The organism is Arthrobacter sp. TMP15 (assembly GCF_039529835.1).
Taxonomy (GTDB): Bacteria; Actinomycetota; Actinomycetes; order Actinomycetales; family Micrococcaceae; genus Specibacter.
On sequence record NZ_CP154262.1, the window covers coordinates 1,050,038 to 1,064,774 of the forward strand.

General features: G+C 54.6%; 10 protein-coding genes. 5 read left to right on the forward strand and 5 right to left on the reverse strand.

The window, feature by feature from the left end; all coding sequences use genetic code 11:
* Nucleotides 1-64: 64 nt before the first annotated feature.
* The gene (locus tag AAFM46_RS04655; protein WP_343319842.1) at nt 65-841 is read left to right on the forward strand and encodes a hypothetical protein; all 777 of its coding nucleotides are present in this window, start codon (nt 65-67) and stop codon (nt 839-841) included.
* Nucleotides 842-1,902: 1,061 nt separating this feature from the next.
* On the opposite strand, the gene AAFM46_RS04660 is transcribed toward AAFM46_RS04655, so the two are convergent.
* Entirely contained in the window at nt 1,903-3,603 is a 1,701-nt protein-coding gene (locus AAFM46_RS04660; RefSeq protein ID WP_343319844.1) for an ATP-binding protein, read from the reverse strand.
* Between the two features lie 219 nt (nt 3,604-3,822).
* Here AAFM46_RS04660 and AAFM46_RS04665 point away from each other — a divergent pair, with 219 nt between their 5' ends.
* Nucleotides 3,823-4,629 (forward strand): response regulator transcription factor, encoded by an 807-nt coding sequence (locus AAFM46_RS04665; RefSeq protein ID WP_343319845.1) that lies wholly within the window; start codon nt 3,823-3,825, stop codon nt 4,627-4,629.
* A 12-nt stretch (nt 4,630-4,641) separates the two neighbouring features.
* On the opposite strand, the gene AAFM46_RS04670 is transcribed toward AAFM46_RS04665, so the two are convergent.
* A complete protein-coding gene (locus AAFM46_RS04670; RefSeq protein ID WP_343319846.1) occupies nt 4,642-5,145 on the reverse strand; it encodes a DUF2505 domain-containing protein in 504 nt (167 codons plus the stop codon).
* Between the two features lie 208 nt (nt 5,146-5,353).
* On the opposite strand from AAFM46_RS04670, the gene mfd reads away from it, so the two are divergent.
* Nucleotides 5,354-9,022, forward strand: a complete 3,669-nt coding sequence (gene mfd, locus AAFM46_RS04675; protein WP_343319847.1) for a transcription-repair coupling factor — start codon at nt 5,354-5,356, stop codon at nt 9,020-9,022.
* Nucleotides 9,023-9,028: 6 nt separating this feature from the next.
* Here mfd and AAFM46_RS04680 read toward each other — a convergent pair whose 3' ends face one another.
* On the reverse strand, nt 9,029-10,819 hold the full coding sequence (locus AAFM46_RS04680) for a glycosyltransferase family 2 protein (protein ID WP_343319849.1): 1,791 nt from the start codon (nt 10,817-10,819) through the stop codon (nt 9,029-9,031).
* 102 nt (nt 10,820-10,921) lie between these two features.
* Here AAFM46_RS04680 and AAFM46_RS04685 point away from each other — a divergent pair, with 102 nt between their 5' ends.
* Together AAFM46_RS04685 and AAFM46_RS04690 are read left to right on the forward strand one after the other, a co-directional pair.
* A complete protein-coding gene (locus tag AAFM46_RS04685) occupies nt 10,922-11,293 on the forward strand; it encodes a response regulator (protein ID WP_343319850.1) in 372 nt (123 codons plus the stop codon).
* Nucleotides 11,271-12,953 carry an ATP-binding protein gene (locus tag AAFM46_RS04690; RefSeq protein ID WP_343319852.1) on the forward strand — a complete coding sequence of 561 codons (1,683 nt, stop codon included), beginning with the start codon at nt 11,271-11,273 and terminating at the stop codon, nt 12,951-12,953. The genes AAFM46_RS04685 and AAFM46_RS04690 overlap by 23 nt, the downstream gene beginning before the upstream one ends.
* A 73-nt stretch (nt 12,954-13,026) precedes the next feature.
* On the opposite strand, the gene AAFM46_RS04695 is transcribed toward AAFM46_RS04690, so the two are convergent.
* Both AAFM46_RS04695 and AAFM46_RS04700 read right to left on the reverse strand, forming a co-directional pair.
* Entirely contained in the window at nt 13,027-13,746 is a 720-nt protein-coding gene (locus AAFM46_RS04695; RefSeq protein ID WP_343319854.1) for a GAF and ANTAR domain-containing protein, read from the reverse strand.
* A 37-nt stretch (nt 13,747-13,783) separates the two neighbouring features.
* Nucleotides 13,784-14,380 (reverse strand): GAF and ANTAR domain-containing protein, encoded by a 597-nt coding sequence (locus tag AAFM46_RS04700; protein WP_343319856.1) that lies wholly within the window; start codon nt 14,378-14,380, stop codon nt 13,784-13,786.
* Nucleotides 14,381-14,737: the final 357 nt, after the last annotated feature.

Consider the following 14,737-nt stretch of genomic DNA (forward strand, 5'->3'; position numbering starts at 1 on the left):
AGCGTCACTGATGTTGGGAGTGTTCCTTGCTACCCCTGCTCATGCTGCCCAAGACACAGACGCCATGCTTGAGCTCAGCCGGGACGGCGTCGCGTACAAACTCGGAAGCTTAACGAGCGTTTTTGCTGACAGCCACGGGTTCGTGCCTGGAGAATCAAGAAAAGCAAAGGTGTGGGTGCATAACGTCAGCTCAGAAGCTGCATATTTTTCTCTTGCTGTTGCCAATGTTGGCAGGACCAGCAGTGCAATATTGCCGCAGTACCTGGGTCTGCAGGCTGTCGCAACCAAGGGACTTGCAGATGCTCCAAGACTTCCCGGTCCTGGACACTGCACCGTGGTACTGGAAAAGTGGCCACTAAAAGCTGGTGAAGCAATGCCAATGAATCTTGATTTGCAGTTGGCGTTGCAGGCACCCAATGCCACCCGAAACCAAGTATCTGACTTTGAACTGCTCTTCGTTATGCAGGGTGTTGACGGAGGTACGCTTGTGTCTCCGTGCGCTGCAGTCTCGCCCAACACTCCGGCCGGTACCTCGGTTGGGCGTGCTCCGATGACTGGAGGAACGGCGACCAGCCCAGAAAAGATATCGACGTTGCAATCCAATGGCAACAACGATGCGGGTACTCAGTACCAGAATTTCGGTGGCGCGAATGTGCAGGGAGCCGTAGAGGGCGAAGAAAGGTCAGTTTTTTCGTTCTCTTGGTTGAACCGGTGGTCCGGGAATGGCTTAATGCACAGTAATGTTGCAGCTGTCACCCGCACGCCCTGGCCTTGGCTATTAGCGCTAAGCGCAGTCATGTACACGCTGATCTCTACGAGGAGACGGAAGAAAACTCGATGAGCCCTCTGGAACCACAGAAGAACTCTCAAAAGTCACGAAAATTTTCGCTATGCCGAGCTGGCAGCATTCGGGACATCCCTGGATTCACCACGGCTGCCGTTGCGTTCGTTATGGTTGTGCTTTTGGGTGGAGGTGGCGTAGCGGTTGCTAAATGGAGTCAAACCGCCCAGGTGGGCTACACCATTACAGCAGGGGCAGCTAAAACTACGGGTACGCAAAATATTGTGCGCAATCCTATTGTTGCAATGCGCCCGAACGGGATCATAACAAATTTCTTTACATGCAATTTAGTCAATAGCGCTGATAGCAAGATCATTACTCCTAGGTTTATCTGGCGGAATAACGGGAGCACTGGTACATCACATTATATTGTTACTCTTAGATCCGTTGCTGGGACTATAGTTTCCCAAACCCAGGTCATACCGCATTCTGGATCCCAGAATAGTGAAGCCGTTTTTAGTGTGGGCGTCGCCGCGGCTCAGGAGGACTATATCCTTCGTATCCAGCCTATGAACGGGGACGTAGCGGGAGACGCTTCGTATCGTACCGTAAAGCTCAGAGGCCAACTAAGCCCAACATGTGGGTACGCGACAGCACAGGGCCCATCGCCGCTTGGTCCGTTTAATGTTAGTACCAGTTCAAAGAACAGAGTGCTGAGCCTTAGCTGGTCAGGAAGTAGCGCAACATCTTACAAAGTGAGTATTAGGGCACACAACTCTTCGTACGGAGCGGAGTTCACCACATCATCACTCCGCGCTGATGTGGCATTCCCTGATGGGGTGCCGTCTGATGGTTATACGTTGCGAATCCAGCCGATGGATGGGAACGTAGCTGGAGACCCCGTCTATAAGACAATCGAATACTGGTGGCCCGCTTTATGGGTGAATTAGATAAACTAACGAACTATATGTCACGATCCTTTTGCGGCGCCATCGGACAGTGCTGACAGTTCAGTTTGTTTAGCATAAGGCGAGAATCTGGTTCTCGGCGCTATTTCCCGCGCAGATAAGCGAAGGCATGCTAGCAGCAGTCCCAAATACTTTAGTAAGTTACTGGTGGCGTCATACTTCTGCAGGGGTCGAGTACGTTGTAACTGTCAGTTGTGAATTACTTGGCCTCACACAGGCGGGAATGACGAAGCTCATAGTAGTTCCCACACCGTGCTGACTCTCTAGATTCAACGTACCGTCGTGACTTTCAATGATGGTTTTGCATATCATCAGGCCTAAGCCAATGCCGGGAATTCCAAGGTCAACAGCTGTACCGGCCCTGAAGAACTTCTGGAAGACGCCCGCCTGTTCGGTTGCGCTCATCCCGAGGCCTGTGTCCTGGACGGAACAGTGCAAATCAGTACCTTCAGCCCAGGCACGGACCGTGAGAGTGCCGCCGTCGGGGGAGTATTTCACGGCATTGGACAACAGATTATCCAGCACTTGGCCGATGCGTACCGGATCAATCATGGCAAAGAGCGGCTCTTCAGATTGGCAGTCAAGCACCACTGCATTGACTGCCGCGGCCGGAGATGCAGTAGCTATGCTGTCCGCCAAAAGCCGTGCCACATCGCTTTGTTTGCGTCTCACGGTAATTGACGTGGTGGATAATAAATCTGTCACTAATCCACTGAGACGTTCGGCGTTCCGATCAGCGATGCTCAAATATTTTCTTACGTGCCCAGGGTGCAGCCCCGGGGTTTCCAACGCCAGCTCCAAATACGACTGGATAGCCGTCAACGGTGTCCGGAACTCATGAGAGACGTTGGCGAGAAAATCATCCTTAGCCGTGATGGCGTTAAACATCTCGGTCACGTCATGATAGGCAATCACGGCGCCATCACGGGCGCCATCTTCATCGAGGATCACTCTAGCGGTGGTGGATAAACCACGAGCGCGTTCGCCGGCACCGATCCAGATTTGGTAGTTCGTGAATGATTCACCGGAGATAGCCCGCTGTACAGGTCGAGCCTCCGGGGGAAGTGGTTCTCGGTTGGCGTTGAACAGTAGTAAGTCGCCCTCTTGTGGAATAGCGACCCCTGATGGCTTCCCGAACTCATGCAGTGCCATCTGTGTGGAGTTAACGAGCCGATCGTTGCCGTGTCCGTCAACCACCACCACACCAACACCCACGGTATCAAGGATAGTTTCCATGAGGCGTTCGCTGTGCTGGCTTTGTTCCAAAGCAGCTCGAAGTAACCGGTCCTTAGATTCCAGCTGGGTTCTATGGTCATCCATGCTGGTTGTGAGCACCACCGAGGCTATAGAGAAGGCGAGCATCATAAATGGAAACAACAAGGGCTTGACAAGAGTATCCACGCTCAGAGGCACATCACTTTGAAAAACGGGGATCCAGACAATGACCCAACTAACTAGCGTGCTGATAATGACGGCTGTTCTGGGTGCAAAGCCTGAGGAACAGATCCAAAAAATGGGGAAAAGAGCCAAAATTCCTGTTGATGACAGAAATTCTTGGGCACCATCCCTGAAAAGCACCACCGCAATAAATCCCACGTATGGGATCACCAACGAGGCGACTGGAGGAATTTTGTTCCAGGGAACCACAATGCAAGCCAGGAGAAGCAGCGCGTTGAGTGTGCAACCTGCGATGAGGGTTGTCTCTCGTAAAAATTCAGGGTTCAGCACGGCAATAAGGGCAGCGGCCAAAGTCATAGTCAGGAACAGCGGCAGCTGAGATAAGATAATCCGTGTTCTTAGGGATCGCTCATGAAGGTGCCGGCCAATGAACTGATTTTTCGGTGTTTCAGACAAGATAACTTCCGTTGCGCAATTCTTTGAAGAAAGCCGTTGCACTAGGCTCCACAAAGCATGAGTGCGGCCTGGTGCAAATAATTGATCGCAAGTCAGGAAAAATTACAGTCCGCCGCTATTGATGATGCCATACTGGAGGATACTAAAGGCTCGCGAGCCTCAAAGCTGCTGTAACAACTTGGTCTTTTTAACGGTCTTAGTACTATTAGTGAGGGAAAAATGGACAATTCTCGTGTTGCGGTCGTCGTGGAAGATGACGAGGATATTCGGGAACTTGTCAGTGTGATCCTGAACCAGTCGGGTTTTGTTGTTCACACCGCCAGCAATGGAGCCGACGGCGTGGCCGCTATTAGGACGCACAGGCCAGCAATCGTCACCCTTGATCTTGGTCTTCCTGACATTGACGGGTTTGAGGTAGCGCGGCGAGTCCGGCTCTTCAGCGATGCATACATCATCATGCTTACCGGACGGGCAGATGAGATGGACACTTTATTGGGGCTGGAAACTGGTGCCGACGATTACCTGACAAAACCCTTCCGTCCTAGAGAACTCCGTGCCCGCATCAGTGCAATGATGCGCCGGCCACGAGTATCCAGCGTAGAGAATGTGACGGCGCAGGTAGTTACTCCAGCGATCGTCAGTGATATGGAGAGTTCCGGCTCTAAGGATCCAGCCTTAGCCGTGACGGCGACTGCTTTAGCTACTGAACCGCGCACTCTCAACGGACTGGTTTTTGATTGTGGTGACAGGACCGCTGAAGTGGACGGCAAAGAACTGGAATTAACGCGCACGGAATTCGATCTGCTTGCAGCGCTCTTCGACAGCGGTAAGCAAGTACGCACAAAGTCGGACTTGGTGCGCAGACTTCGAGGGGAAGAATACGATGTTGGTTCTTTCATCAGCGACTCGGATGAGCGGACGGTGGAAGTTCACATGGCTAACTTGCGTCGCAAACTGGGGGATAACCCACGTGACCCGCGCTGGATCAAAACCGTGCGCGGCGTGGGGTACCGACTGGTGGTTTAGTCCCGAAGATATTTAGCTGGCGTGATTGTCCAACCATTTCTGGGCCAGCGTGGCTTGCAAGTTCAGTGCCCTCCCAATTACAGGTTCTGCCGCTGTGGCGATCTTGACACCGAGAAACGGCACGCCGGACTTGACACTGCCCGTGAGTTCCACGAGGGTGGATTCACCGGTGGCCGAGAGTTTCTGAAGAGCGGCGATATCAACCGGTGCACCGGTGACTTTGAGCTCTATGGCGTTGTTGCGCGAGCCATCCGCTTCGGGAGCACTCCACGATTCAATCTGGGTCACTGTCAAGGTAGCACCAACAAACTTCTGCACAATCTCCGGCATCCGAGTAGTGGGAAGTGTGCGCACAGTCTTAGTGGTGAAAGCCGCGGTGGTGGGCCCGCTAATGGTGAATGACTTCAGCTCCCCACCAACTTCTTCGCTGACATGTTTGATGAAGTCTGCATTAGTAAAGACATCTGTCACACGCTGAGCTGTTGCTGTGAGCGTCGTTGAGGCGGCAAGCGCCATGTTTCCTCCAAAATAGGGGGGTGTTAGGGGGTGCTCCTAGGATACCAAGCCCGGGGCACTGCGAGTAAGCTGGATTATGTCCCGGGGATTGTATTAATTTCCGGGCTTTCGTGCTGTCCCCGGTACGGTAAACAACGCGCGCACGCTGGCAGTGGCCATCAAGTGGGCAGTGGTCAGGCATCAACAGGCACCAAGGAGAAAATCACCCATGAGTCTTGCAGGGTTGCGGACCGCGCTGTCACAGGATCCACTCTTCGCCAGGGTACGCAGCTACGCAGCGGCAGATCCCGCAACACGCAGCACGGACGTAGCCTTCAGCGCCCCTGCCGGCATGCGTGCCGTGCTCCTTGCCGAAGTAGCGGACGGGCTAAGCGAACGGAGTGCTACTGCAGCAGCCTCCGCTGACAGTGAACCAGGGGTGGTCCTGGCCATCACAGCGACAGGCCGCGAGGCAGAGGACACCGTGGCCGCGCTACGTTCGTACTTGCCCATTGGTTCGGTAGCGGAGTTCCCCAGTTGGGAAACGCTTCCGCACGAGCGGCTGTCTCCGCGCTCGGATACCGTGGGTCGCCGTCTTGCCGTTTTGCGCAGGCTGGCGCACCCCGAGCTCGACTCCGGAACTCACCTCCGGGTGATCGTGGCGCCGATCCGGGCTGTTGTGCAGCCGCTGGTAGCTGGTTTGGGTGAGCTTGTCCCGGTGCGCGTAAAAGTAGGCGAGGACATCCCGTTTACAGAATTGATCAAACTCCTATCTGATGCCGCATACGCTCGCGTAGACATGGTGACTCACCGGGGTGAATTTGCCGTTCGTGGTGGTATTTTGGACGTATTTTCACCCACCGAAAACCACCCCGTTCGCATTGAATTTTTTGGCGACGAGGTTGAAGCCATGCGTTGGTTCAGCGTTGCCGATCAGCGCACCTTGACGTCAGTGAAAGGCAACATTTCCCACCCTGCTGAACTGTATGCCCCGCCGTGCCGCGAAATTTTGATCACCCCCGCCGTCATGTCCCGTGCCGCAAAGCTCAAAGATATGATGCCTGCCGCATCCGCCATGTTGGAAAAAATTGCTGGTGGCATAGCTGTAGAGGGCATGGAATCGTTGGCGCCGGCCCTAGTTGACGGTATGGTGGCGATGACATCGCTACTTCCGGCCAGCTCAATCACCGTGGTGCTGGACCCTGAAAAGGTCAGCGCCAGGGCGCACGATTTGGTATCCACCAACGAGGAATTCCTCGAAGCCGCCTGGTCCACAGCATCCGATGGCGGCAATGCACCCCTGGACCTGGCCTCAGCCTCTTTGCCTGCGGACGGAATCGACCTGGCAACAGCTGGATTCAAATCTTTGGCGGAGACACGCGAACTGACACTTGGCCATGGAGTGAGCTGGTGGACCATGAGCGCACTGGCGCAAGACGAGGAACTAGGGACAGCTACGGATGTACTAAATCTGCACGCGCGGGAACCTCGCGGTTACCGCGGTGATGTGGCAGAAATGATGGAGTTTATTGGTTCGCGGATCAAGGACCAGTGGCGCGTTGTTGTCGCGACGCAGGGCCCTGGCCCAGCCCAACGCCTTGCCGAGCTATTCCACGAAGCCAACATTCCGGCGTCGCGCGTTGAAACACTGGACCATGAACCGCAACCGGGGATTATTGAGGTGACCACAGCGGATACCGGACGTGGCTTTGTTCTTGACTCGCTGAAGCTAGGCCTGCTCACTGAAGCTGACCTGTTGGGGCGTGCCTCAGCCGTCTCTACCCGGGACATGCGCAAGATGCCTTCCAAACGCAGGAATGCCGTGGATCCTCTCCAGCTACAAGCGGGGGATTACGTTGTTCACGAACAGCACGGTGTGGGCAAATTTGTTGAGTTGATTCAGCGCAAAGTAGTGGGCGCAGGAGTTGGCGGAGCCGCAGGACTGCGTGAATATTTGGTCTTGGAGTATGCCCCATCCAAGCGCGGTGCACCCGGGGACAAACTGTTTGTGCCCACCGATCAGCTGGATCAGGTGACCGCTTACGTAGGTGGGGACGCCCCGGCGCTGTCAAAAATGGGTGGTTCTGACTGGGCAGCCACTAAAGGCAAAGCTCGCAAGGCAGTTAAGGAAATTGCAGGAGAGCTCATCCGTTTGTATTCGGCCCGCATGGCAAGCCGTGGCTACGCTTTCGGAGCTGACACGCCCTGGCAGGCCGAGTTGGAGGAAGCCTTCCCGTACGTGGAGACGCCGGACCAGCTCGTTGCCATCAACGAGGTCAAGGCTGACATGGAAAAGGAAGTCCCCATGGACAGGCTGATTTCCGGTGACGTGGGATATGGCAAGACTGAGATTGCTGTGCGTGCGGCTTTCAAGGCCGTTCAAGACGGCAAACAGGTTGCCATGCTTGTGCCCACCACGTTGTTGGCACAGCAGCACTATGAAACGTTTAACGAACGCTTCTCCGGCTTTCCCATCCGCGTCAGACCGCTCTCTCGCTTCCAAACGGCAAAAGAGTCAAAGGAAATTGTTGAAGGGGTCAGAACCGGGACAGTGGATGTGGTCATTGGTACTCACCGGCTGCTTTCAAAGGACTTTGCGTTCAAGGACCTAGGGTTAGTGATTGTCGATGAGGAACAGCGCTTTGGTGTTGAGCACAAAGAAGCGCTGAAGAAGATGCGCACTAACGTGGATGTTCTGGCGATGAGTGCAACACCCATCCCGCGCACCTTGGAAATGTCTATGACGGGCATTCGTGAAACCTCCACTTTGGCCACACCGCCCGAGGAACGTCACCCTGTGTTGACCTATGTGGGTGCGCACAGCGACAAGCAGGTGGGTGCTGCGATCCGTCGCGAGCTCATGCGTGAAGGGCAGGTGTTTTATGTGCACAATCGGGTTAAATCAATTGAGCGCACCGCCGCCCATATTCAACAGTTGGTTCCTGACGCACGCGTAGCGGTGGCACATGGCCAGATGAGCGAGTCACGGCTGGAGCAGATCATTGTTGACTTCTGGGAGAAACGCTTTGATGTTTTGGTCTGCACAACCATCATTGAAACAGGACTGGATATTTCCAACGCCAACACGCTCATAGTGGAGCAAGCCAACAACTACGGGCTGTCCCAACTGCACCAGCTGCGCGGACGCGTGGGCCGCGGCCGTGAGCGTGCCTACGCCTACTTCCTCTACCCCGCGGACAAACCGCTGGGCGAGGTTGCGCTGGAGCGTTTGAAAGCTGTGGCAGCTCACAATGAGCTAGGTGCAGGAATGGCCTTGGCCATGAAAGATCTTGAAATTCGAGGAGCCGGAAACCTACTAGGCGGGGAGCAATCGGGCCACATCCAAGGCGTTGGGTTCGATCTGTACATCCGGTTGGTGGGCGAGGCAGTAGCCGAATACCGCGGTGAAGGGGAGGAGCGGCTGGCGGAAATGAAGATTGAGCTGCCCGTCAATGCTCACTTACCGCACGACTACGTTCCCGGGGAGCGCCTGCGCCTTGAGGCTTATAGGAAACTCGCGGCAGCTGTCAGCGTTGAAGGAATAGCAGAGGTGCAGGCGGAACTGGTTGATCGGTACGGTGAGTTGCCTCCTGCCGCCACCAACCTCATTGCGGTGGCTCACTTTAAGGTGATGGCTCGCGGTGCAGGGCTTTCGGACGTAGCGTTGCAGGGGAACTTCATTAAGTTTGCCCCTGCCGATCTGCCCGAATCAAAGGTGATGCGTTTGATGCGCATGTATCCGGGATCGTTGGTGAAACCGGCGTTGAATTCAGTGTTGATTCCGAAGCCCAAAACCGCGCGTATTGGTGGACGGGATCTAGCCGATGCTGAGGTTCTTACCTGGGCGCAGGGGGTGCTTGAAGCGATCTTCGATGCGACAGCAGTGCCAACCGCTTGAAGCCGGTTATTCTGCGGTGAATCGCAGCAAACGCATGGAATCCACCGCGGCCTCGCCGATACGGTTTAGCTGGGCTAGCGCCCCTTGGGCCGTTGCCGGGTCCGCTGCGAGGATCAGTTCTACGATTTGTGCCCCCGCAGTCTCTAGCTGTGTTGCGCCTACCATCGTGGCGGATACCCGGATGCTACCGGCCGCATCGTTAGCCTGCTCGTAATTTTGTGCCGCTACCGCCTGTTCCAGACGTGCCATACGCTGAGGCCACATCATGGCGAAGGCATTCGAGAAGTTGGTGGCCAGTTCTGCGCTGCCTAAATCCTCAGCTAGTTGCGCCAGAGTCCGCCGGTCAAGAACTGGCAGCTCACCAAGCATGAATACATCGGCCATAGCTAGGACGTTTCTGCCATCCTTGTTCCTAGCCGTCTTCGCCCAAGAATTACGCCCGGTCAATAGACGGCCTATAGCGCGGGGATAGTACAAATACGTAGCATAAAGGTAGAATAACGCTCCAACGCCCAGCAGTAGTCCACCAAATCCTCGCCCTTCTGTCCGTGTTTTCCTGCGATACAGGACCCCCCAACTCGAGTAGGGGATTAAAAGAAATAGGACGATCACCAGAACCTGCAGAATTACTGCGCTGGCGTCGAGGAAACCGAATCTGCCCTCAATGAGCGCAAAGTAAGTGAGGATCGGGATGAGCAACAAGTTACCCATCATTATCAACGGCTGAGCCATGAAATAATGAATTTCAAGTGCACCAGAGAATCTAAGCGACTTGGACCGGCGAAGATCAGAAAGCAAAGAAGCACATTCCATGTTGCCTTGTGCCCAGCGGGTACGTTGCGTTAGCAGACGGCGCGTGAATGGTAAAGCCTCTTGCGAGACATGACCCTCAGGAACATAATGGTTTCGCCAGCCGAGCCCCAATATTCGCAGTCCAAGTTCGTAGTCTTCGGCGAGCTTATTGCCCCAAGGCTTGCCATACTTTGTTGCTACCTCATCTAGAACGGACAGCCGGGTGAACTGTCCGTTCCCACCCATACCGACGGTGCCTGTGCGCACTCGAAGCATCTGCATGGCAGAATTAGTGGCCCGAAACTCCAAATCCTGCATTTTAATCAAGTATCTGGCCAATGCGTTTGAAGGTGTTCCCCGTTCCGGCAGTGGCCTCCGATCATCGCGATTTTTCATCCACACTTCAAGTTGGGCGGCGCCGACGTTTGGATCGCCGAAGGACTCAGGTCCGGACAAAAATTTGAGCGAGTCGTCTGAGAGATAACCGTCGGCGTCAAGAATGCCAATAACAGTCCGTGCCCGGCGAGAACTGTCGCTTCCGATGAAATCCGAAACAATCGTGAAAGCGTGGTTGAGGGCTTCACCTTTGCCGATTCTAGCCTCAGGGGGTACCCGGGATATCAGGTGCACGCGTTTATCGAAATCCATGGCACGGGAGACTACGGCTGCGGTCCCGTCTTCACTTGAGTCATCGATAACCCAAACATGTGCAAAGGGAAAACTGGTGCGGGCAGCAGAAATAGTGGCCGCCACCACGGTTTCCTCGTCTCGGCAAGGGATCAGAAAGTGCCAATCCAGAATCTCCGGGTCGCCAATGTTATTTGGGCGTCTGCGCAAATAGGCGTAATAGAGCATCGAAATATAGGTCAGTGCGCACGAAGCCGTTAACGTCACTGCCAGCAGCGCGGTGTCACGCCAAGGATTTTCACCAAAGTCTCCGAATAGACCGGAGCTGCAAAATACCAAAAATGCTGCAGCACCATAGACGAGAGCCAAAGCAACCATGACCACTGAATCAGCGCAGTGTGGGGCACGAGGCTGGTTTGTTGGCACTGTGGGGGCTTCCCTTTCAGCAGAAGTAAAGTAACTCTTCACTATACTGGGCACATGTTGGATTTTAGGGGAAAAAAAGCACTGGTCATTGAAGACGACGACGATATCAGGGGATTGCTGGAAATAGTTCTGAGCCAGATGGGCTTCTCAGTTACTTCTTTGGCAACGGGTCGGGCCGGCTTAGAAAGTGCGCGTAGTGCTCGGCCAGATTTGATCACATTGGACATTGGGCTCCCGGACATTAATGGAGTGGCTGTTCTGCGGGAACTGCGGATCTTCCACGATGGAAAGGTGGTGATGCTCAGCGCCCGTGGGCGCCAAGGGGATATTGACAGTGCCATGGCCGCGGGAGCAGACGCTTACATTCTCAAACCATTCAGGGCGACTTCGTTAAAGCAAGAACTTGCGGAAATCATTAGGCGCTGAGCCGCCTCGCGGTGACACGGACGCCACTTTACATCGCGGGTTGAGAGTCACTGTGGGGGCGGATTTCTTTGCCTTACCCCGTGCGTACAGGGTACTGTGGAGCCAGACTCCGCTGACCGTTACCACCTTGATTGTGGTGCTGTTCTTGCTAGTCATTGACCCAGACTTGGTAACAAACGAGCTATTTAGTTTGGGTGTTGCAGGGGTCTTCTTACTGACAGGCGCTGCTGCGCTGCTGCGCTGGAGCCGGCTGCCGCACTGGTGCATGTGGCTGGTTCCATTGGCGGATTTCATTCCCATTGGCGCGATGGTCCATGGCACCAATTCCACTTTGAATGGTGTGAGCCTTTTATCCGTCTTTCCCGTGCTTTGGCTTGCGTGGTCGGACATTCCCCCGCTCGTCACAAGGATCGTTGCTTTTTTCGCTCCCTTGGCCATCGCATGGGCACCTTTCATTTTTGCCACTACCGAGCCCACCCGTTCAGGCTTGATCAAACCGTTGCTGATCCCATTGATCATGTTGGCGCTGGCTATCGCAGCCACGATCGTCACCAGAAGTTTGACCGTGCAGGCGAAACGTTTGACGGAAACTTCTACCATTGCGCACCGACGGGCATGGCATCTTGACACCATTATCAACGTGGCAGAGGTGGGAGTAGTTGTAGTGGATGAAGAAGGGCGTGACGTTCTCATGAACACTCGACAGCGGACTTTTCACAGTTTGGCCGTACCTCCAGGCAAGCTCAATCCAACTGAAGCGGAACTACTAGTGTTCGGTTCTGACAGGACAACAGCTGTAGAGCCGGTCAAACGGCCGGTCCAGCGAGCAGTGGACGGGGCCGAATTTTCTGGTGAGCTGTATTGGTTGGGCAGGGGGGTCAATCAGCGTGCTATGTCAACGTCGGCACGACAAATAATTGATGACCGCGGGAACAACCAGGGAGCAGTTGTGGTGTTCCACGATGTGACGGAAGTGATGGAAGCGGTGGCGGCGCAAGAAGATTTCGTGGCCAGTGTATCCCACGAACTCCGCACGCCACTCACCTCCATTCTGGGTTACCTAGAACTGGTCATGGATGAGGAGAAAGACGACACGACGGCTGCCTATCTGAAAGTAATTTCCCGCAATGCCGAACGATTGTTGACCCTAGTCAGTGACTTACTGGACTCGACACGCGATGGCATGGCGGTCTCTTTGGTTCCGGAGGATGCGTATCCTCTGCTTATCTCGGCAGTGGACGCTGCCCGACCGCGTGCTGTGGAACGGGGTATTACGCTTCGTCTGGATGCCAAAGAGGGGATGGTAGGTAGCTTTGATGGCGGCAGGATCAGTCAGGCTATTGATAACTTGATCTCCAATGCCATTAAATTCTCCCCTACCTCCAGTGTTGTGGACGTTGTGGGGTGGAATGAGGATTCTGACGTGGTGGTGTTGGTACGTGACTACGGGGTGGGCATGAATGATGATGAACAAGCACGGCTCTTCACACGCTTTTACCGAACTGATTCAGCCCGCAGTGCCGCTGTGCCAGGTGTTGGTTTGGGGCTGGCTATCACCAAAGACATTGTCGATGCCCACGGCGGAACTTTATCGGTACACAGCGAAACCGGGAAAGGGAGTACTTTCACTCTGAGGATTCCGGCACTGGGCAAACAATGACTCGATTTCTAAGATTCGCTTAAGTCATATTGGTGATTCGTGGGAGCGTCTTTCTGCGCAGCGCCAGGAGTCCCTAGGCCGTGATGGTGATTGTGCGTTCCACCACGTTCATGGAGGTCTCATACAGTGGCGTGCTGTGGGAGCGTGCGTAGGAACGCAGGAGGGTAAAAGCCTCATCCATGGTGACGTTGGCGGTTTGCGCAATGACGCCCTTGGCTTGTTCAATCACGATCCTGCTATTCAGCGCCCGCTGGAGCTGCTCATTCACCAGGGTACTTTCCCGCAGTGCCCGTTCCTGCAGGAGGCTGATGGTGGCAATGTCAGCAAACCCTTGGGCCAGGATTGCGTCTTCCTCGCTGAGTCGGCCTTTCTCCTGACGGAAAAGGTCCAGAGCGCCGATGGTGTTCCCGCGCAGCCTCATGGGGACAGCATGAACTGAGACAAAGCCCTGTGAGAGCGCTGCGGCCTGAAAATGGGGCCAGCGTGCGCCATCGGAAGCAATGTCAGGGACAGAGACCACGGTGCCCGTCCGAAAACACTCAATACATGGTCCTTCCCCGGCTTCCAGCTCAAGTACTTCCACAAGCTGGCTTCTCTCGCTCGTGGAGGCAACCACCTGTAATTCACCTGCAGGGTCCACCAGCAGCAGCCCGGCTGCTGAAGCATCTAGAAGTCCAACGGTCTCCCCAACAAGTGTGTGCAGCATGTCTACAACGTCGTAGTCAGTCACCAAAGTGTCCGCTATCTTCACGAAAGCGGCACTCACGCGTCGGGCGCGGTTTATAGTCGACATTTGTTAATTCTACTCCTCTAGGAGCGCGGAGATCGCCTCATCCTTGTTGTGTGAAGTCAAGGCGTTTGCTGACCACATCACGTGAGACCTCATGCACTGTTTGATCATGTGAAAAAGCGTGGGCGCGTAATAACAAAAGCGCATTCGTGGCCGACAGTCCTGTTTGGACCAAAACCATACCCGTGGCTTGGTGGATTGCCCGGCGGGAAACTCGCTCTGTGGACTCTGAGTGCTCCATACTTTGGGTGCCCTCAGCCGGACCTAGGGACAAAATGTACCGTAAAAGGTGCCAGGAGGCGGCCTCGCAAAGCTGGATGGCTAGTGAATAATCCGCGGATTCCAAAGATCCTGGCGTTGAGCTATACATTTCTATAAGACCCACATCTACGGCACCAACACGCAGCGGGAACACAAATATGGCGGCTACCTCAAATTCGGAGACGGCTTTACTAAAAACAGGCCAGCTTACAGGCGCCTCCAATTTAACGTCTGGGAGCAACACCGGCTGGCGCGTTTGCAGCGCAGTCCACCGGGGCCCTTCCCCCAAATCAAATTGCAGCTCATCTATCCCGGCAGAGGTGGTGTCGCTGGAAAACACCGAGGTTTCTGGTCCAAAGCCCGAAGATGCTGACATAGAGATACCAGTAATGGGCAACTTCTGCAGAAAGCTTGCACATAGCCCAGCCCCAAAATGGGCAAATTCAGAGTCCACACTTTCAACCATTGGCTGTGCTCATAGTCACAACCGCAGAAGTTGACGCAGAGACCGGACGGATGAGGGTAGACACATTCAACCATGAGGCATTAGCGCAGGCATTGAGAGGCACGGGAACGCGCCTCCTTGGATTTGATTAAAAAGCACTGAAACACATCACAGGATTACTGATGTCCCTCCACCCTATGCCCGTTTTTCACGCTAACTACCCAGAAGACACGAGAAATTGTTACCTATTCTTCCTTTGTCCATCTACAATGAGATATTCGCCCCAGA